This window comes from Pseudomonas sp. H1_A03, assembly GCF_054685145.1.
The window spans coordinates 5,247,959-5,267,443 of the sequence record NZ_CP162829.1 but is presented as its reverse complement, the minus strand read 5'-3'; the positions used below and the strand labels follow the sequence as shown (position 1 = coordinate 5,267,443).

The window sequence follows — 19,485 nt, the reverse complement described above, 5'->3', positions numbered from 1 at the left end:
GTTGACCTTTATCCAGGATTGCCATGACCAGCCAGTTCCCCCAAGCCCGTCCACGCCGCCTGCGCCGCTCCCCGGAGCTGCGTGGCTTGTTCCAGGAAAGCGAGTTCACCCTCAACGACTTGGTGCTGCCGATTTTCGTCGAAGAAGAAATCGACGACTTCGTGCCCATCACCAGCATGCCGGGCGTGTTACGCATCCCCGAGAAAAAACTCGCCGGTGAAATCGAGCGCTATGCGCGTGCCGGCATCAAGTCGGTGATGACCTTTGGCGTGTCCCACCACTTGGACGCCAACGGCAGCGACACCTGGAAAGAACGCGGCCTGGTTTCGCGCATGTCCTCGATCATCAAGGACGCGGTGCCGGAAATGATCGTGATGTCCGACACGTGCTTCTGTGAATACACCGACCATGGCCACTGCGGCGTGATGCACGGTGCGCATGTCGACAATGACGCGACGCTGGTCAACCTCGGCAAGCAAGCCGTGGCCGCTGCCCGTGCGGGCGCTGATGTGATCGCCCCTTCGGCAGCGATGGACGGTCAGGTCCAGGCCATCCGCCACGCCTTGGACGACGCCGGTTTCACCCACATCCCGATCATGGCTTACTCCACCAAATTCGCCTCGGCCCTCTACGGCCCGTTCCGCGAAGCCGGCGGCAGCGCGCTCAAGGGTGACCGCAAAAGCTACCAGATGAACCCAATGAACCGCCGCGAAGCCGTGCGCGAATCGCTGCTGGACGAACAGGAAGGTGCCGATGCGCTGATGGTGAAGCCGGCCGGTGCCTACCTCGACATCATCCGTGATATCCGCGAAGCCTCGCGTTTGCCGGTGGCGGCGTATCAGGTCAGTGGCGAGTACGCGATGATCAAGTTCGGCGCCCAGGCCGGTGCGATTGATGAGGACCGTGTGGTGCGTGAGACCTTGGGCTCGATCAAGCGCGCGGGCGCGGACTTGATCTTCACCTACTTCGCGATGGACCTGGCACTGGCCGGGATCTAGAAAACACCGCAAGTCTAAATGTAGGAGCGGGCTTGCCCGTTCCCACATTATTTGATTGCAGTGTTTATCAGCGTTGCGCAAACGCCAGGTTCAAGCCCAACCCCGCAAAGGCCGCCGCAAAACTGCGGCGCAGCCAGTTCTGCACCCGTGGCGACTCGATCACTGCGCGGCGAAACACATTGGCCAGCAAGCCATACATCACGAACACCGCAAACGTCATTGCCATGAATACAGCGCTCAGCACCAGCATTTGCAGGGCAGGGGCCGTGCTGCCTGGCGTGACGAACTGGGGCAGGAAGGCCAGGAAGAAAATGGTCAGCTTCGGGTTGAGAATGTTCATCAACAGGCCGCGCAACATCAGGGTCCGTGCACTTGAAAGCGCAGGGGTTTCGCTGACCGCAAATGCCGAGCGATCCCGCCAGGTGGCGTATGCCACGTACAACAGGTAGGCGACGCCTGCGTACTTCAGCATATCGAACGCTAATGCACTGGTGTGCAATAGGGCGGACAGACCAAGAATCGACGCCAGTAAGTGTGGAATGATCCCGGCGGTACAGCCCAGCGCGGCGAACACAGTGGCGCGCTTGCCGGCGGTGAGGCCTGTGGACACGGTAAAAATCACGCCGGTACCGGGAATCAGCACGACGATCAGGCAGGTGATGAGGAAGTTCAGGCTGAGCATGGCATTCAAACTCCGTGTACGAATGGTCGATGACAGATCCTGTCACGTTTGTGATTGACTGGCGAGCACGCCAGGCCGGCGAACCCTGGTTAGACTTACCGGTCGATATCTGCAGCGCCCGGCCCGCCGTCATCCAAGGAAACCCCATGTATTCAAGCCGCCTGATCCTGTGCCTTGCCACTTTGTTGGTGCTGGCCGGTTGCTCTACAACACGCAACCCGCAACAGCCGGAGCGCAGCGAGGCCGAGGTGAAGGCGCAGATCGTGCGCCTGCTGCCGGCTAACGTCTCGGACCGCAACGGTTGGGCCCAGGACATCTACACCGCCTTCGACACCCAGAAAATCTACCCCAGTACGGAAAATATCTGCGCCGTGCTGGCGGTGACCGAACAGGAATCCACTTACCAAGTCGACCCGCCCGTGCCAAACATGGGCAAGATCGCCCAGGATGAAATCCTGCGGCGTGCCGGTAAGGTCCATGTGCCAGCCTTTGTCGTACGCAGCGCACTGCAATTGCGCTCGCCCACAGGCAGGACTTACGCCGATCGCCTGAACGCCGCACGCACGGAGAGGGACCTGAGCGGCATCTTTGATGACTTCATCAGCATGGTGCCCCTGGGCAACACGTTATTCGGTGGTTTCAACCCGGTGCATACCGCAGGCCCGATGCAGGTCAGCATCGACTTTGCACAGAAACAGGCACGGGGTTATCCCTACACGGTGGACGGCACCATTCGCCGCGAAGTCTTCACCCGCCGTGGCGGCATGTACTTCGGTATCGCGCATTTGCTGGGTTACCCGGTGAACTATGACCAGCCTCTGTACCGCTTCGCCGACTTCAATGCCGGTTGGTACGCCAGCCGCAACGCCGCGTTCCAGGCCGCCGTCAGCCGTGCCTCGGGCACCGAGTTGGCGCTGGATGGGGATTTGATTCGGTACGGTTCATTGCTGCCCGGCACCACCGAGCTGGCAGTGCGTTCCTTGGGGGCGAAGCTGGATATGCGCAACCCGAGCATCCGCAGCCAGCTGGAGCAGGGTGAGCAACTGGATTTTGAAGAGACCACCCTCTACAAACGCGTGTTTGCACTGGCGGACAAAGCCGCTGGCAAGCCGATGCCACGGGCGATCCTGCCGGGCATCGTGCTCAAGAGTCCCAAGATCACCCGCAACCTGACGACGGCGTGGTTTGCCAAGCGGGTGGATGAGCGGTATCAGCGTTGCATGAAGCGCTGATCAGGTGCGGCGTTTGACAAAGCGGCGCCACAGCCACACCCACAACCACACCACTGGGAACGCCAGGATCACGAACGGCAGCACATAGCTTGAGCGTTCCAGGGCGTCGGCAGTGCCCTCGACCATATTGTCCCCCAGGTTGCTGAACATCCGACTGAACCGTGACGGCTGGTTCGCGCCGTCAGAGGAACGGAAGTTCAGGGTCACGCGGTTGGTGTCGAGACGGCGTTGCTGGCCGGCAGCGACTTGGGCGAGCTCCTGCAATTCGTTCTCTATACCCGCCTGTTCCTTGCTCAGGGCGATCAGGTCACTGACCGTGATGTCCTTGCGTTTGGCCAATTCATCCAGGCGTTGTTGCTGGGCCAGCAGGCGGTCCTGGCGGCGGCGTACGTCGGCGACCGCATCGGCCAGGTCCTCGGCGGTGGTGATGCGTTGGCCGAGTTTGCCGCCTTCAGCGGCCATCGCGACCATCGGCTCCACGCCCGTCGGCGCGATACGCAGGATGATCTGGCCACCGTTGCCGTCTTCGGTGATGCCCAGGATATTGCACGCGCCAAAGCGTGCTGTTTCGCAGGCCTCGCGTGTCGCCTGCATGCGCGGCGCGAGCAGGGCGCCGGGCAGGGCCAGGCTCAGCTCGTGCTCGTAGGCCAATTGTGCGCCGGCGCGGCCTTTTTCGCCGTTGATCACCGTGGCGCGGTTGTGGTCCTTGGGCGAGCAGCCGACCAGGGCCAGGCCGGTGATCAAGATCATTAAGCCGGTGCGAAGCGGATGGGGCTTGCCGTCCAGATGGCGCATTGCTGTTCCTTGCGGGGGTGCGGGGGAATTTGACGGCGATTAAAGCGGGTCTGGTGGATTAACGCAAAGCATCGTGGGGGATTTGCGTGGTTGATGGTAATGGCCGCTGCGTGTGGCGTGGCGTACATCTCACTCTTCACTTCAAGGAAGAGAGCGCCATGATCGCCCACGCCGTGCCCGAAGGTTTCGTTTCGCTGCCCCGCAGCAGCCCTTTGCTTGATCTGCTTGGCCCGGCGTATTGCCGGGGTGAGGGCGTGCACCTGGAAATCGCCCTGCGTGCCGACAATCGCCACGCCAATGGGCGCGGCACGGTGCACGGCGGCGTGCTGGCGACCCTGGCGGATGTCGGCATGGGCTACGCGATGGCGTTTTCCAGTGAGCCGCCACTGCCGCTGATTACCGCGAGCATGACCATGGATTACCTGGGGGCGGTGCAGGTGGGGGAGTGGATTGTGGTGCGCTTGGAGCATCACAAACGCGGGCGGCAGATGGCGTTTGCTACGGTGAGCCTGCAGGTGGGGGAGAAGGTGGTGGCGCGGGCGAGTGCTGTGTTTGCGGTGCCGCGTTCTGACTGACCTGTAGTGAGCGGGCTTGTCCCGCGCTGGGGTGCGAAGCAGCCCCAATAGGGCCGCCGCGTTTTTCAAGTAAAGCGCGGCGTCAGGTTTTGGGGCCGCTTCGCAGCCCAGCGCGGGACAAGCCCGCTCACTACAATCAGCTGCGTTCGAGAGCGAGGGCCACGCCCTGGCCGCCGCCGATGCACAGCGTTGCCAGGCCTTTCTTGGCGTCGCGTTTGATCATTTCATGCAGCAGGGTCACCAGCACGCGGCAACCTGAGGCACCAATCGGATGGCCGATGGCGATGGCGCCGCCGTTGACGTTGACCTTGTTGGCGTCCCATTCCAGCTCTTTGCCTACCGCCAGGGATTGCGCGGCGAAGGCTTCGTTGGCTTCGATCAGGTCCAGGTCGCCCAGGCTCCAACCGGCTTTGTCCAGGCAGCGGCGGGTGGCCGAGACTGGGCCGATGCCCATGATGGCCGGGTCGACGCCGGCGTTGGCGTAGCTGGCGATGCGCGCCAAGACCGGAAGGCCGAGGGTGCGGGCCTTGTCGGCACTCATCAGCAGCACCGCAGCGGCGCCATCATTCAGGCTGGACGCGTTGCCGGCGGTGACGCTGCCGTCTTTCTTGAAAGCAGGTTTGAGCTTGGCCAGGGACTCGGCGGTGGTGCCGGCGCGCGGCTGTTCGTCTACGGCGAAGGCTACCGGGTCGCCTTTGCGCTGGGGAATCAGGATCGGGGTGATCTCCTCCACAAAGCGGCCGGCTTCGATCGCAGCAGTCGCTTTCTGCTGGGAGGCGGCGGCGAACGCATCCTGGGCTTCACGGCTGATGCCGTACTTATCGACCAGATTCTCGGCGGTAATGCCCATGTGGTAGTCGTTGAACGCATCCCACAGGCCGTCGGTGATCATGCTATCGATCATCTTGGCATGGCCCATGCGCAAACCAGTGCGCGCGGCAGGCAGTACGTACGGGGCCAAACTCATGTTCTCCATGCCGCCGGCAATGATGACCTCGGCGTCACCGCAACGGATGGCTTGGGCGCCCAGGTGCAGGGCCTTGAGGCCAGAGCCGCAGACCTTGTTCAAGGTCAGGCTTGGCACCGCATGGGGCAGGCCGGCGAGGATCGAGGCCTGGCGCGCCGGGTTCTGGCCGCTGCCAGCGGTCAGCACCTGGCCGAGGATCACCTCATCCACTTCGGCCGGGTCCAAGCCGGTCTGTTCCAATAAACGACGAATCACGGCGGCGCCCAGTTCAGGTGCCGGGATATTGGCCAGCGAACCCTGGAAGCTGCCCACGGCGGTGCGGGTGGCAGCAACAATCACGACGTCTTGCATGGGATCTGTCCTCACTGGAAGTGCATTTCTGGAACGTGGTCCGGGACGATCAGTTTACCGGCGGTCTTGCTCACAATCTCTTCAACGCTGACGCCAGGTGCGCGTTCCTTGAGGACAAAAGCGCCATTTTCGATTTCCAGGTACGCCAGGTCAGTCAGCACACGCTTTATGCAGTTCGCACCGGTCAGCGGCAGGCTGCACTGGCTGAGCAGCTTGGACTCACCGTCCTTGGACGCGTGGGTCATGATCACGATGATGTTTTCTGCACCGGCCACCAGGTCCATGGCGCCGCCCATGCCTTTGACCAGCTTGCCGGGGATCATCCACGAGGCGATGTTGCCCTGTACGTCCACTTCAAACGCGCCGAGCACAGTGAGGTCGACGTGGCCGCCGCGAATCATCGCGAAGGACTCGGCGGAGGAGAAGATCGACGCACCGATGCGTGCGGTGACGGTTTGCTTGCCGGCGTTGATCATGTCGGCATCAATAGTGTCTTCGGTCGGAAACGGGCCCATGCCGAGCAGGCCGTTTTCCGATTGCAGCATCACTTCCATGCCTTCGGGGATGTAGTTGGCCACCAGGGTCGGAATGCCGATGCCAAGGTTGACGTAGAAACCGTCCTGCATTTCGCGGGCGACGCGTTGAGCCATTTGTTCGCGGGTAAGAGCCATTTTATGAGTCCTTATTGTTCGGGCTGGAGGCGGATTATTTGCGCACGGTGCGCTGTTCAATGCGCTTCTCGAACGTGCCGCAGATGATCCGGTCGACGTAGATGCCAGGGGTGTGGATCTGCGCCGGGTCCAGCTCGCCCGGTTCGACGATTTCCTCGACTTCGACCACGGTGATCTTGCCCGCAGTGGCGGCCAGCGGGTTGAAGTTCTGGGCGGTGTGGCGGTAGATGACGTTGCCGAAGTGGTCGGCTTTCCAGCCTTTGACGATGGCAAAGTCACCGGTGATGGATTCTTCCATCAGGTACGGGCGACCGTTGAACTCGCGGGTTTCCTTGCCTTCGGCAACCGGGGTGCCGACGCCGGTTGCGGTAAAGAAGGCTGGGATGCCGGCGCCGCCGGCGCGCATTTTCTCGGCCAGGGTGCCTTGGGGGGTCAGCACCACTTCGATTTCGCCGCTGAGTAATTGCTTCTCGAACAGGGCGTTTTCACCGACGTAGGACGCGATCACTTTGCTGATCTGCTTTTCTTCCAGCAGCACGCCCAGGCCAAAACCGTCGACGCCGCAGTTATTCGAAACCACGGTCAGGTCGCGGGTGCCTTTGCGCTTGATCTCGGCGATGAGGTTTTCCGGAATGCCACACAGGCCAAAACCGCCGGAGAGGACGGTCATGCCGTCTTCCAGGCCTGCCAGTGCTTCCTCGTAGGACGCCACGCGCTTATCGAAACCTGCCATATGCACCTCTATTATTGTTTGTGGGCCAGCCAATGAACCGAGTGTTGCTCCGACGGATTGATTTGTTAAGTTGTTTTTTAAGGTTGATTGATTTAAAAAACAGCATAGTCGCCCAGCCGTTTGGAGTTGCGTCATGACAGTTAAACAGATGAGGGCGTTTCTCGCCGTGGCCCAAAGCCTGAGTTTTGCCGCCGCCTGCGAGCGCCTGCATCTTTCCCAATCGGCGCTGAGCCTGACCATCAAGGGGCTGGAAGAAGGGTTGGGCGGGCGTCTGTTCAGCCGCAATACGCGTAACGTCGCGTTGACCCCTGAAGGCGAATCCCTGTTGCCCCTGGCGCGTCGACTGATGGCCGACTGGGACAACGCCGAAGACGAACTGCGCCAACGCTTCACCTTGCAGCGCGGGCGCGTCACGGTGGCGGCGATGCCATCGTTTGCCGGCAATTTGCTGCCGCCGATCCTGAAAATATTCCGCGCGCGTTACCCTCAGGTAAATGTGACCGTACATGACTTGATCAATGAGCAGGTGCTGGAGATGGTTCGCGATCGCCAAGTGGAACTGGGCGTGGCATTCGAGCCCTCTGAAGGATCATCGCTGGCGTTTACGCCGCTGTACCTGGACCGGTTTATTGCGGTTGTGCCGGGTGACTCAGTCTTGGCGCAATGCAACGAAATCGATTGGAAAACCCTGCTGGAGCAGCCGTTCATTACGCTGCAACGGCCTTCGACGGTGCGGGTGATGCTGGAAGAACACCTGGGCGCCCTGCAGATGAAGTTGCCGGTAGCACTGGAGAGCCATCAACTGGCGACAGTGGGCAAGATGGTGGCGAATGGTTTGGGGGTCAGTGCCGTACCTGCATTGTGCGCGCGGCAGATGATCGAGGCGGGGGCCCATTGCATCACCTTGAGCAATCCGGTGATTGAACGGCCGATTGGGGTGCTGACCAAGCCTGGGCATGAACTTTCGGCGGCCGCTCAGGTGCTGTTTGATATCTTTTGCGACGAGGCGGGTAAGGGACGGTTACCCGCGTTGTTGTAAAACACCTATTAAAAAGCCCGCTCGAATTAACGAGCGGGCTTAAATGTTTAAGGCCGTGTTATCAGCAGTATCTATCAATCACTTTAACCTGCGATTGGCCTTTGAGGTTCTGCCATTCGGTATTAAGTGTGTGGAAGACCTGTTCGATAAAGTTGCGATCGGCAGCAGCCTTCTTACCCACATAACCTTGGCCACGGCGGTACATCTTCAGGCGCGCCGCCAGTTCACGGTTATTGCGGTCGAACTCGGCTTCTTCGGTATGGGGCGCCAGGCAGTCAATTTGGACTTCGCCCGATTTGCCAATCCACAGGATATGGTCGTCGAGTGTGTCTTTTTGCGCTGCGAACATCTCAGCCAATTCATCGATAGTTGGTTGGTTGTTCAGATTCATGTATAAGCCCCTTGACCAGTTGGCGATCTATCAATTGATTCGTTAAAACTGCTTAGTTGTCTCCGGTCTTGAATACCGGGCGTCAGCGACTGTCTGCCGAATACGGGCAGGGTCTTGAACCTGATGCATGTAGTCTTGCTGATGAACTGCTACGCAATGCTTTCTCAACGAAGACAAGCAGCATTTGCGCTCCTTGTACCGATCCTCTCGGGCCGGTCAGCTTCATCAATCCGCCTTGTGGGCAGTGCACATCCGGAAAAAACAGCTCGGCGGTCAGACGAGCTCTTTCAAAACGCTTGTTGCCAACGCTCCCGATCTGGGAGACGTCTCGATAATGCAAGGACAAAAACGTTACGTCAACGATTATGTAGTGATTATTTTTGGTCACTACATAATTTGTTGTGGGGGCAGGGGAATGCGGAGAAACGTGACTTGGGCGTCATTTTTTGGAGGGGTGGGTCGTGAGGGCGCGATGGGCAATCCAACACGAACCCTTGTGGGAGCTGGCAAGCCAGCTCCCACATTTTGATTTGTGGCGTTCTTTCTATCCTAGCCGCTCAACCAGCAACGGCAACAAACGCTCGCAGGACGCCTCGATCTTCACCTGCAGCAGCTCATCCCCCCGAGTCTTGCCCAGGTTGATGGCGATCACCGGTTTGCCTTGCTCGACCATCGCTTTGCACAGACGAAACGCCGAATAGGCCATGAGCGACGAACCCACTACCAGCAAACCTTCCGCATGCTCCACCGCAGCCATTGCCTTGGACGCTGTCGGCGGGGCTACGTTTTCGCCAAAAAACACCACGTCCGGCTTCAGGCGTTCGCCGTTGCAATGGGGGCAGCGGGGGACCTGGAAGCGCTCTTCGAACGCCGGGTCCAGCAAGGTGTCGCCATCGGGCGCTTGCACGGCATCGACGCCGGCCAGGTAGGGATTTTCGATTTCCATCACGTGCTGGATCACGTCACGCTCGCTGCGCTGCAGGCAATCCAGGCACAGCACCCGGTGCAGGCTGCCGTGCAGTTCGATCACTTCATCGCTTCCGGCTTGATCATGCAGCGTATCGACGTTTTGTGTGATCAGCCCGCTGATGCGCTCGCGATGCTGCAGTGTCGCCAGCGCCAGGTGGGCCTTGTTCGGTTGCGCAATGCGTACCCTCGGCCACCCGAGCATCGCCCGCGCCCAATAACGGCGCCGCGCCTGCGGGGTAGCAAGGAACTCTTGATACATCATTGGCGCTTTACCTCGACGCACGCCTTCGCTGTCGCGGTAGTCGGGGATGCCCGACGACGTGCTGATCCCCGCACCGGTCAGCACCACAAAGCGCCGTTCGGCCATGGCTCGGTGCAGGGTGTCGAGGTGATCCTCTTGATGTTCCAGCGTGTCGAGCATGGGTTCCCCTATTCGCCGCGGATGTATTGCTCCAGCTGCTTGATCAGGTCAGCCTGTTCGGCAATGGCTTCTTTCACCAAGTCACCGATGGACAGCAGGCCCAGCAGTTTGCCTTCTTCCACTACAGGCAAGTGGCGCAGGTGACTGTCGGTCATGATGTTCATGCATTCATCGACGCTCTTGTGGGTGTCGACGGTTATCACCGGAGAGCTCATCACCTCATGGACTTTTGTGGTGACCGACGATAGTCCCTTAAGCATGATTTTGCGTGCGTAATCACGTTCACTGATGATGCCTACCACCGCGCCATCCTGGACGACCGGCAAGGCCCCGACGTTTTTCTCCGACATCCGGACCAGTGCTTCAAACACGGTATGGTCATGTTTGATGGTATGGACGTCCTGGTTTTTCTGGTCCTTGGCTTTGAGCAGTTGTGCAACGGTTTTCATGGCGGCCACTCCGGTGTTGTTGTTAGGTAGTCGAGCTCCCCTACAGAATCCTAGACGGCCCGCGCCGGAGCAAGGACCAAAGCGGCGTTAAAACCGTCGAAAAACGTCATCCGCTGGATTTTTTCAGTGTTTACCCGGCATTTGTCGGCTTTTTAGCTCGCTTGGGGCTGGCGGTTGTCTTGCGTGGCGCGCTCTTGCGTTTCTTTTTCCACGGCGCGGCGCCTTGACCCGCCGGGCTGGCCGGGCCGGTGATGGTCATGCGCATACCATTGCAGCGCGCCACTTGCTTGCTCATCCAGGCTGCTTGTTTGGCGACGAATTCCTCCAGGCTCATCTCGCCGCTTTGCACCATATCCAGGGCCTGCTCCCAGATTGCGGTGGTGCCCGGATCTGCGATGGCACGTGGCACCGCGTCAATCAGGCTGAATGCCGCCGGGGTAGCCGACAGCGACTTGCCATTCTTCACCAGGTAACCACGGTCCAGCAGCCCCTGGATAATCCCGGCGCGGGTGGCTTCGGTGCCAATACCGGTAGTGTCCTTGAGCTTTTGCTTGAGCAGCGGGTCCTCCACCAGCTTGGCGACGTTTTTCATTGCCTTGATCAGGTCGCCTTCGGTAAAGGGCTTGGGCGGTTGGGTCCACAAGTCCTTGAGGTTGACCTTGGCCACCGCGTAATCCTGGCCCTGCACCAATGTCGGCAGCGCTTGGGGGACTGGCGCCTCACGCCCCTTGGCTGGCGCGAGCGCTTCGGGCAAGGCGCGTTTCCAGCCCGGTGCGATCACCACTTTGCCCACTGCGCGCAACGCTTGGCCGGCACATTCAAAATCCGCCTGGGTACGATCGTATTCATGGTTGGGCAGAAACTGCGCCAGGTAACGTGCGCGAATAAAGGTGTAGACCGCACGATGCTTGCCGGTGAGTTGCCCGACATCCTTGCCGGCGCCGGTAGGAATGATGCCGTGGTGGGCGCTCACCTTGGCGTCGTTCCAGGCCCGCGAGCGCCGCTGGGCATCGATATGCGGCATCAACTCGTTCACCGCTGCATCGGCGCGCGCCAGTGCGGCAAGGATCTTCGGTGCTTCACTGTGCTGACTCACCGGCAGGTAGCCGCAATCGCTGCGCGGATAGGTGATGACTTTGTGCGTTTCATACAGCGACTGAGCGATATCCAGGGTTTCCTGCGCGCCGAGCCCGAGTTTCTTGGAGCAGATTTCCTGCAGGGTGCCGAGGTCGAAGGGCAGGGGTGCCACTTCGCGCATGCGCTCGGTACGCAACTTCACCAACCGTGCGGTGGCGGCATTGCGCATGGCATCAGCCGCGTCCCGCGCCAGTTGCGGGTTGAGGCAGCGGCCCTGGTCATCACAGGCGTCCTCGGCCGCGCGCCATTGGGCGGTGAAGGTCATGCGCTCATGGTGCAGGTCGACATCGATGGCCCAATAAGCCACCGGCACGAAGTCAGCGATGCTGCGGTCGCGGTCCACCACCAGGCGCAAGGTCGGTGTTTGCACGCGGCCAACTGGCAGCACGCCTTGATAACCCGACTGGCGCCCAAGCAATGTGAACAGACGGCTCATGTTCATGCCGATCAGCCAGTCGGCGCGGGAGCGGCCCAAGGCCGAGTGATACAGGCTGAACGTCTCGGCGCCTGGCTTGAGTGCCGCCAGGGCCTTGCGAATGGAGGCATCATCCAGCGCCGACAGCCACAGCCGCTGGATCGGCCCGCGATAGCGGCAATGCTCCACCAGCTCGCGCGCAATCATCTCGCCTTCACGGTCGGCGTCGGTCGCAATTACCAACTCCTGCGCTTCCCCCAGTAGACGCTTGACCGCCTTGAATTGGCTGGCGGTCTTGGGCTTGACCCGCATCTTCCATTTTTCCGGGACGATCGGCAGGTCGGCCAGCACCCAGCGCTTGTACTTGGCGTCGTAGGCATCCGGCGGGGCGGTTTCCAGAAGGTGGCCGATGCACCAGGTGACGGTGACCCCATTGCCCAGCCAGCACCCATCGCCGCGCCGGCTGGCGCCGAGCACGGCCGCAATATCCTTGGCCTGGGAGGGTTTTTCACAGAGGTACAGCCGCATGGTCGTCACATCAGATCGGGTTGATGCTGTGCAGGATGCTTAGTCAGCGGCGTTCAGGCAACCATTATCTGTATGGATGTACAGCAAATTGTGTGGGCAGCACAAAACAAATGTGGGCTTGCTCGCGAAGACGGTGGATCAGTCAATTCAACTGTGACTGATCCACCGCATTCGCGAGCAAGCCCGCTCCCACAGGGGATCTCCGGCGTGTTGAAGATCAGTTGTTATCGATATCCACGTGCCGCGTTTCCTTGAGGCAGATCATCCCCACAATCAGGCTCACCCCGGTCACCACCACCGGGTACCACAGGCCGTAGAAGATATCGCCGGTGTACACCACCAGGGCAAACGACACGGTCGGCAGGAACCCGCCAAACCAGCCGTTACCGATGTGGTAGGGCAGCGACATCGAGGTGTAGCGGATACGCGTCGGGAACAGTTCCACCATCAGCGCTGCCAGCGGGCCGTAGCACATGGCGGCGATCAGGATCAGCGCCACGATCAGCACCACCACCATGGTCTTGTTGACCTGGGCCACATCCGCCGAAGACGGGTAGCCGGCCAGGGTCACGGCGCCACGCAGGGCTTTTTCGTCAAACCCGTCGATACGCACGTCACCCACGCTTACCTGCACCGGGCTGCCGGCAGGTGCCACGGCGCTGCTGTAGGGCAGGCCTTGCTTGACCAGGAAGGTCTTGACCTTGTCGCATGGGCTGTCAAATTTCGCCTTGCCCACCGGGTCGAACTGGAAGGTGCAGGTCGCCGGATCGGCCAGTACGGTGATCGGTGCCTGGCGACTGGCCTGGTCCATCGCCGGGTTGGTGTAGTGCGCCAGGCTCTTGAAGATCGGGAAGTACAGCACGGTGGCCAGCAGCAGGCCGAGCATCAGCACCGGCTTGCGGCCCACTTTGTCCGAGAGCCAGCCAAAGAAGATAAAGAACGGTGCGCCGATCACCACGCTGATGATCAACAGCATGTTGGCCAGGGCAGGGTCCATTTTCAGGAACTGCGTGAGGAAGAACAGCACATAGAATTGCGCCGCGTAGAAGGTCACCGCCTGGCCGCCGTTGATGCTGAACAGGGCGATCAGCACGATCTTGAGGTTCTCCCATTTGCCGAAGGACTCGCGGATCGGCGCCTTGCTGACCTTGCCTTCCTCTTTCATTTTCAGGAACGCCGGCGACTCATGCAGGCTCATGCGGATCCAAGTGGAAATACCCAGCAGCACAATGGAAAACAGGAACGGAATCCGCCAGCCCCACACTTCGAACTGGTCACCGGTAAAGTAACGGCAGGCCAGCACCACCAGCAGCGACAGCAGCAAGCCGATGGTCGCGGTGGATTGAATCCAACTGGTGTGGAAGCCACGTTTGCCGGCGGGTGCATGCTCGGCCACATAAGTCGCCGCGCCGCCGTATTCGCCGCCCAGTGCCAGGCCTTGCAGCATGCGCAGCACGATCAGAATGATCGGTGCCGCAATGCCAATGCTGGCGTAAGTCGGCAGCAGCCCGACGCAGAAGGTCGCCACGCCCATCAAAATAATGGTGACGAGGAAGGTATATTTACGCCCGATCATGTCGCCCAACCGGCCAAATACCAACGCACCAAACGGCCGCACCACAAAGCCGGCCGCAAAGGCCATCAAGGCAAAGATGAACGCCGTGGTGTCGTTGACCCCGGCAAAGAACTGCTTGCTGATCACCGCCGCCAGGGCGCCGTAGAGGAAAAAGTCATACCACTCGAACACCGTCCCAAGGGACGAGGCGAAGATGACTTTCTTTGAGTCGTTGCTGGTGCTGGCGGTGGTGACCGCCGAGCCCAGGGGTTGAGCACGTTCTGACATCGGGTAGCCCTCACAGTGATTATTTATTGTTGTTCCACTGTCGGCGCCAGTTTCAGCGCCGCTATTCAGATTGCATGAACCAGTTCTTTCTCCGGGGCGAGACTCCTTGTATTCGGCGAAAGGATCAGCTGAGCGGCCTTCTCCGCGATCATCAGCGTAGGTGAACAGGTGTTGCCGGACGTAATGCGCGGCATGATCGACGCATCGGCAATGCGCAATCCAGGCACGCCATGCACGCGCAGCTGGGCATCGACCACCGCGTCTTTATCGCTGCCCATGCGACAGGTGCCAACCGGGTGGAAGATAGTCGTGCCGATGCGCGCGGCGGCTTCGTGCAGTTCGTCCTCGGTTTGCAGTGAATCGCCCGGCAGGTATTCCACTGGCTTGAATTGGCTCAGGGCCGGGGCTGCGACGATGCGGCGCGTCAGGCGGATGGCATCGGCGGCCACGCGCAAATCTTGCGGATGGCTGAGGTAGTTAGGGCGGATCAGCGGTGCGTCCGCCGGGTTGGCCGAGCGAATGTCGATACGTCCGCGACTTTGCGGGCGCAGGTCGCAGACCGACGCGGTAAACGCCGGGAACGCGTGCAGCGGTTCGCCAAAGCGCTCAAGCGACAGCGGTTGCACATGGTATTCAAGGTTGGCCGAGGTTTGCTCCGGCCCCGAGCGGGCAAATGCGCCGAGCTGGCTGGGCGCCATCGACAGTGGGCCGCTGCGGTCGTACAGGTAGCGCAGGCCCATGCCCATCTTGCCCCATACGGTGCCAGCGATCTGGTTGAGGGTGCGGGCGTTTTCCAGCTTGTAGATCAGCCGTAATTGCAGGTGATCCTGCAGGTTACCGCCCACGCCCGGCAGTTCATGCAGCACGTCGATGCCCAGCGGCTTGAGCACGCTGGAAGGCCCTATTCCCGAGCGCTGCAAAATCCCCGGCGAGCCGACGGAGCCGGCGCACAGCACAATCTCTTTGCGCGCCTTCCAGCTCATCTGCTGGCCCTGCTGACGACCAACCACCTGGGAGGCCCGGCCGTTTTCCAGCAGCACGCGGTCCACTTCCACTTCGGTCAGCACGGTGAGATTGGGGCGCTGACGGATCGGCTTGAGAAATGCCTTGGCCGCGTTCCAGCGCACACCGGCCTTCTGGTTGACCTGGAAATAGCCGCAGCCTTCGTTGTCGCCCTGATTGAAGTCGCTGATCGGCGCGATGCCACTTTGCGCCGCCGCGTCACGGAAGGCGTCTAGGATCGGCCAGTGCAGGCGCTGTTGTTCGACTCGCCACTCGCCCCCATTGCTATGGAATTCGGAGCCACCGGCAAAATGATTTTCGCTCTGCTTGAACAACGGCAGCACGTCTTTCCAGGCCCAGCCGGCGTTGCCTTCTGCCGCCCAGCCGTCGTAATCCTGGGCCTGGCCGCGCATGTAGATCATGCCGTTGATCGATGAGCAGCCGCCCAGCACCTTGCCGCGTGGATAGCTCAGTGCACGGCCTTGCAGGCCTTCCTGGGCTTCGGTCTTGAAGCACCAGTCGGTGCGCGGGTTGCCGATGCAGAACAGGTAGCCGACGGGGATATGGATCCAGGGGTAATTGTCGCGGCCGCCGGCTTCAAGCAGCAGCACGCGGTGAGCGGGGTTGGCGGACAGACGATTGGCGAGCAGACAGCCCGCGGGGCCGGCGCCTACGACGATGTAATCGTATTCAGCAGTTGCAATGGGCATCTGAAGGTCTCGCTTGTTTTTCTTATTGGTTCCATCCTAGTTGTTAGTTTTCGTCTTAAAAATGTTAGTTTTTACCCAGCTGCTGTGCGTTTTTAAACAGCACGACCCAGGGGCACGGAATGGAGGCGTCATGTTCGATTGGAATGACCTGCGGTACTTTCTCGAGTTGCAGCGTAGCGGCCGCCTGCTCACCGCCGCGCAACGCCTGAAAACCACGCACGCTACTGTGGCCCGGCATATCGAGGCGATCGAGAAAAGCCTCGGCACCGCGCTGTTTGTGCAGCATGCCCAGGGCTACGAACTGACCCCTGCCGGCGAAGCCTTGCTCAAACACGCCGAAGCCATGGAAAACGTCGCGCTGCTGGCCGAGGACGAACTGACCCACTCCGCCGCGCCTTTGGGCAAGATCCGCCTGGGCGTCGCCGAAGGGTTGGGCGTGATGTTCCTGGCCAGCCGCATGGGCGGGCTGTTCGAACGCTACCCCGGGCTGGAAGTGGAGCTGGTGGCCGTGCCGCGCTTTGTCAGCATCCTCAACCGCGAGGCGGAAATCAGCATCCACCTTGAACGGCCCAGCGTCGATCAATTGGTCACGCGCAAACTCACCGACTACCGCCTGGCCCTCTACGCCAGCCGCGCCTACCTGGACCGTAACCCGCCGGTCGAAAAGCGCGAAGACCTTGCGGTGCATGCGTGGATCGATTACGTCGACGACCTGCTGTTCAGCCAGGAGCTGAAATTCCTCAGCAGCTTCTGCCGCAACCCCAAAGTGGTGTTCCACAGCACCAGCGTGATCGCCCAGCACCAGGCGGCACGCTCAGGGTTGGGCATTGCGGTGTTGCCGTGTTTCATGGCCTCGGCTGATCCGGAGCTGGTGGCGTTGCTGCCGGGGGAGGGGATTCAGCGCAGCTACTGGATCAGTTCGCGGCGGGAGTTGCACAAGTCAGTGCGGCTGCGGGTGTTGTGGGATTACGTGGTGGAGTTGTGCGCGCGGGAGCAGGGGTTACTCCTCGGTGAATCCAGCTGAAACCGGATTAACTAGGTAGGAGAGGCAAGCCAGCTCCCACATTGGATCTACGGTATTTCTGAAACCAAGTCAGGCGCGCAATTCGAACTCCGCGCTGCCCAACCGCTCTCCATTCACCAACACGTGCACGCTATGCCTGCCGGGGTAATGCCTGCGCGTGGTCAGCTCGCGGATATGTTGCTCGCGCCGGATGCTGAGATGTTCCCCCGCGCCGAGAGTAAACGCCTTGAGCTTGAACACCTTTGCCGCGCTGTGCCCGGCACTTTTCACATAGTCGATGGCGTAATCCACCACCAGTTTTTGCGCAGTGTCGGCGGTAGATTCCAGGCTGAAGGACAACTCGATCCGTTCCCCCAGGTTGATCACCGCCGGCGTCACCTTAAGGTCATGGATCGTCACCTCGGCCCTGGCCCCGGCGCCCATGATCGTCAGCGCCCGGGTATTGCCTTGCTTGATCAGGCTGCGCAAGGCGTGGCGGGCGATCCAGGCGGTGTGCGGGTTGTCCAGGTTCCAGCCCTCGATCAGGCTGAGCACCCACTCCGGGTGGTCCTTGGTGATGTCGTTGAGGTGGTTGGCCACGGACTTGCGCACATAAAGGCTGCCGTCAGCCTTGAGGTTGTCGAGGATTGACGCGCACAGTTCGGGATTCGCCTGGACTTCGGCTAGGCGGAACGACCACGGCAGACGCGGCCGCGAGCCTTCGCTGGCGAGGCGGCGCACGTGTTCGTTGTCATCCAGCGACCATGCCTGCATCACCGCCAACGTGCGCTGGAAGTCATCCAGCAGGAAGTGGCGGATGGCGAATTCGGCGGAGCCAAAGGTGGTGAAGTATTTGAGTGCAGCCATGGAGCGCTTGAAGTCATCCCGCCCGTAATTCGCCACGAAGTGCGGCAGGAACAGGCTGACGAACGCGCTGTTCAGGCGCGGGGCGAGGGCGTAAAGCAGCTTGAGGGTTTGCGCATAATCCAGCGGGATCACTGCATGCAGGCTCTCGCTGACCCGCGCCATGCGCTGCATCACCGACAACTCCGTCAGCCCGGACTTGGCGTGCTGGAGGAAGCCCTTGGCGTCGAACGCCGGGTACACCGCCGTCATTTCCGTGGCGATGTGGTGCAGGCGTTCGAGGTTGAAGATTTCCTTGAGCGCCGGGGCGCTTTGTTCGGTCATCGGTGATTCCATGCAGGTGTATGGGCAGATTCAGAGAAACCAGCGGTATTCCCGCGCAGGGATCTCCTGCTGGAAAGCCAAGTGGTCCTGGCGTTTGTTCTCGCAGTACACGTCGATAAATTCGGCGCCCAGCTTATCGCGCAATACCGGTTGATGCTGCATGGCGCGCACGGCGTCGAGCATTTCCACGGGGAAGTCGGTGCCGCTGTTGCGGTCCTCGTTCAATGGGGCGATGGGTTCGCGCTTGGCTTCCAGGCCGTGCTCCAAGCCCACCAAAATCGCCGCCAGCACCAGGTACGGGTTGGCATCCGCACTGGCCAGGCGGTGCTCAATGCGCAGGTTGCGCGGGTCGGACTCGGGAATGCGCACGCACGCATCACGGTCTTCAAAGCCCCAACTTGCGCGCGTTGCCGCGTTGACCGCGCCGCCCAGGCGGCGAAAGGCGTTGTGGTTGGGCGAAAAGATCGGCATGCAGTGCGGCAGCAATTCCAGGCAACCCGCCACGGCGTGGCGCAGCGGTTGTTGCTGGTGCGCCGCCAGCAAATTATTGCCCGCGCCGTCATACAGGCTGACATGCACGTGCATGCCGCTACCGGGGAATTGAAGATAGGGTTTGGCCATGAAGCTCGCACGGTAACCGTGCTTGAGCGCTACGCCGCGGGTGCTGCGACAGAACAGGGCGGCCCAGTCGGCGGCGCGCATACCGTCGTCGAGGTGACCGAAGTTGATTTCGAACTGGCCGGGGCCGATTTCGGCGGTGATCACTGTGATGTCGATGCCTTGGTCCTTGGCGGATTGCGCCATGTCGTCGAGCACTTCGCTGAAGCGTGACAGCCGTTCGATATGCAGGTTGGGTTGGTCGTCAGGGTCATCACTCAGTGGGTCGCGGGCGCATTGCGGCAGGCCATTGTCGAGTTTCTTATCGAACAGGTAGAACTCCAACTCGAACGCCACCACCGGGTGAATGCCCTTTTCTTGCAGGCGTTCCAGCACCCTCGCCAGCACTTCACGGGGTTCGAATTTGATGGGGGCTTCGGTGCCGTCTGAGGTGATCAGCATCTGGCCCAGCGGCTGCGACTCCCAGCTCACCGGCTTGAGCGTGCCCGGCACCAGACGGCGGTTGGCATCCGGGTCGCCGTCGTTGAAGCAATAGTCACCAATCTTGAACAGCCCTCCCTGAACCCCCAGCAGCACGGCGTTCTGCGGCAGCTTCAGCGGGCTGCCGGCGGCGACTTTTTCCAGCATCTCGATGGGGTAACGCTTGCCGTAGAAGTGCCCTGGAATGTCCAAGGCGATCAGGTCTACGTACCGCACGTCGGGATGGTTTTGGCGAAAGGTCCGTACTTCGGCCAGTAACGTGGTGGCATGGCTTTTCACGGGTGCAGC

18 protein-coding genes are annotated in these 19,485 nt (G+C 60.9%); 5 read left to right on the top strand and 13 right to left on the bottom strand.

From position 1 onward, the window contains the following. Positions 1 to 23: 23 nt before the first annotated feature. The gene (gene hemB / locus AB4O35_RS24255; RefSeq protein WP_065872331.1) at positions 24 to 998 is read left to right on the top strand and encodes a porphobilinogen synthase; all 975 of its coding nucleotides are present in this window, start codon (positions 24 to 26) and stop codon (positions 996 to 998) included. A 67-nt stretch (positions 999 to 1,065) separates the two neighbouring features. Here the strand turns inward: hemB and AB4O35_RS24250 are convergent, their stop codons facing one another. Continuing rightward, the gene (locus AB4O35_RS24250; protein ID WP_065945945.1) at positions 1,066 to 1,680 is read right to left on the bottom strand and encodes a LysE family translocator; all 615 of its coding nucleotides are present in this window, start codon (positions 1,678 to 1,680) and stop codon (positions 1,066 to 1,068) included. Positions 1,681 to 1,826: 146 nt separating this feature from the next. On the opposite strand from AB4O35_RS24250, the gene AB4O35_RS24245 reads away from it, so the two are divergent. Beyond that, positions 1,827 to 2,912 carry a DUF1615 domain-containing protein gene (locus tag AB4O35_RS24245; RefSeq protein ID WP_065872329.1) on the top strand — a complete coding sequence of 362 codons (1,086 nt, stop codon included), beginning with the start codon at positions 1,827 to 1,829 and terminating at the stop codon, positions 2,910 to 2,912. Here the strand turns inward: AB4O35_RS24245 and AB4O35_RS24240 are convergent, their stop codons facing one another. Further along, positions 2,913 to 3,707 (bottom strand): DUF4349 domain-containing protein, encoded by a 795-nt coding sequence (locus AB4O35_RS24240; RefSeq protein ID WP_065872328.1) that lies wholly within the window; start codon positions 3,705 to 3,707, stop codon positions 2,913 to 2,915. Between the two features lie 158 nt (positions 3,708 to 3,865). Between AB4O35_RS24240 and AB4O35_RS24235 the strand changes: the two genes are divergently transcribed. Continuing rightward, positions 3,866 to 4,282 carry a PaaI family thioesterase gene (locus AB4O35_RS24235; protein ID WP_065872327.1) on the top strand — a complete coding sequence of 139 codons (417 nt, stop codon included), beginning with the start codon at positions 3,866 to 3,868 and terminating at the stop codon, positions 4,280 to 4,282. Between the two features lie 136 nt (positions 4,283 to 4,418). Here AB4O35_RS24235 and AB4O35_RS24230 read toward each other — a convergent pair whose 3' ends face one another. Genes AB4O35_RS24230 through AB4O35_RS24220 form a run of 3 tightly spaced genes read right to left on the bottom strand, consistent with a single transcriptional unit; the run spans position 4,419 to position 7,004 of the window. After that, entirely contained in the window at positions 4,419 to 5,600 is a 1,182-nt protein-coding gene (locus tag AB4O35_RS24230; protein WP_065872326.1) for an acetyl-CoA C-acetyltransferase, read from the bottom strand. Between the two features lie 11 nt (positions 5,601 to 5,611). Further along, a complete protein-coding gene (locus AB4O35_RS24225; RefSeq protein WP_065872325.1) occupies positions 5,612 to 6,271 on the bottom strand; it encodes a CoA transferase subunit B in 660 nt (219 codons plus the stop codon). A gap of 34 nt (positions 6,272 to 6,305) precedes the next feature. Further along, positions 6,306 to 7,004: a CoA transferase subunit A gene (locus AB4O35_RS24220; protein ID WP_010211319.1), complete on the bottom strand. Its 699-nt coding sequence runs from the start codon at positions 7,002 to 7,004 to the stop codon at positions 6,306 to 6,308. Positions 7,005 to 7,137: 133 nt separating this feature from the next. On the opposite strand from AB4O35_RS24220, the gene AB4O35_RS24215 reads away from it, so the two are divergent. After that, entirely contained in the window at positions 7,138 to 8,043 is a 906-nt protein-coding gene (locus AB4O35_RS24215) for a LysR family transcriptional regulator (RefSeq protein ID WP_065872324.1), read from the top strand. A 61-nt stretch (positions 8,044 to 8,104) separates the two neighbouring features. Here the strand turns inward: AB4O35_RS24215 and AB4O35_RS24210 are convergent, their stop codons facing one another. The 6 genes from AB4O35_RS24210 to AB4O35_RS24185 all read right to left on the bottom strand — a co-directional run bounded on the left by AB4O35_RS24210 (position 8,105) and on the right by AB4O35_RS24185 (position 15,908). After that, the gene (locus tag AB4O35_RS24210; RefSeq protein ID WP_025854475.1) at positions 8,105 to 8,434 is read right to left on the bottom strand and encodes a hypothetical protein; all 330 of its coding nucleotides are present in this window, start codon (positions 8,432 to 8,434) and stop codon (positions 8,105 to 8,107) included. 544 nt (positions 8,435 to 8,978) lie between these two features. After that, positions 8,979 to 9,824 carry an NAD-dependent protein deacetylase gene (locus tag AB4O35_RS24205; protein ID WP_065872323.1) on the bottom strand — a complete coding sequence of 282 codons (846 nt, stop codon included), beginning with the start codon at positions 9,822 to 9,824 and terminating at the stop codon, positions 8,979 to 8,981. Positions 9,825 to 9,832: 8 nt separating this feature from the next. Further along, positions 9,833 to 10,273, bottom strand: coding sequence for a CBS domain-containing protein (locus AB4O35_RS24200; protein WP_065872322.1), 441 nt, complete (start codon positions 10,271 to 10,273; stop codon positions 9,833 to 9,835). 130 nt (positions 10,274 to 10,403) lie between these two features. Next, on the bottom strand, positions 10,404 to 12,353 hold the full coding sequence (locus AB4O35_RS24195) for a DNA topoisomerase III (protein WP_065872321.1): 1,950 nt from the start codon (positions 12,351 to 12,353) through the stop codon (positions 10,404 to 10,406). A 217-nt stretch (positions 12,354 to 12,570) separates the two neighbouring features. Then, positions 12,571 to 14,196: an MFS transporter gene (locus AB4O35_RS24190; RefSeq protein ID WP_065872320.1), complete on the bottom strand. Its 1,626-nt coding sequence runs from the start codon at positions 14,194 to 14,196 to the stop codon at positions 12,571 to 12,573. Between the two features lie 65 nt (positions 14,197 to 14,261). After that, complete coding sequence (locus AB4O35_RS24185; RefSeq protein WP_065945944.1) at positions 14,262 to 15,908, bottom strand: GMC family oxidoreductase; 1,647 nt, start codon at positions 15,906 to 15,908, stop codon at positions 14,262 to 14,264. A 130-nt stretch (positions 15,909 to 16,038) separates the two neighbouring features. Between AB4O35_RS24185 and AB4O35_RS24180 the strand changes: the two genes are divergently transcribed. Continuing rightward, the gene (locus AB4O35_RS24180) at positions 16,039 to 16,932 is read left to right on the top strand and encodes a LysR family transcriptional regulator (RefSeq protein ID WP_065872318.1); all 894 of its coding nucleotides are present in this window, start codon (positions 16,039 to 16,041) and stop codon (positions 16,930 to 16,932) included. 69 nt (positions 16,933 to 17,001) lie between these two features. On the opposite strand, the gene AB4O35_RS24175 is transcribed toward AB4O35_RS24180, so the two are convergent. Both AB4O35_RS24175 and AB4O35_RS24170 read right to left on the bottom strand, forming a co-directional pair. Then, positions 17,002 to 18,099 carry a DNA alkylation repair protein gene (locus AB4O35_RS24175; protein WP_065889281.1) on the bottom strand — a complete coding sequence of 366 codons (1,098 nt, stop codon included), beginning with the start codon at positions 18,097 to 18,099 and terminating at the stop codon, positions 17,002 to 17,004. A gap of 30 nt (positions 18,100 to 18,129) precedes the next feature. Next, a complete protein-coding gene (locus AB4O35_RS24170; RefSeq protein ID WP_065945943.1) occupies positions 18,130 to 19,476 on the bottom strand; it encodes a glutamine synthetase family protein in 1,347 nt (448 codons plus the stop codon). Positions 19,477 to 19,485 lie beyond the last annotated feature (9 nt).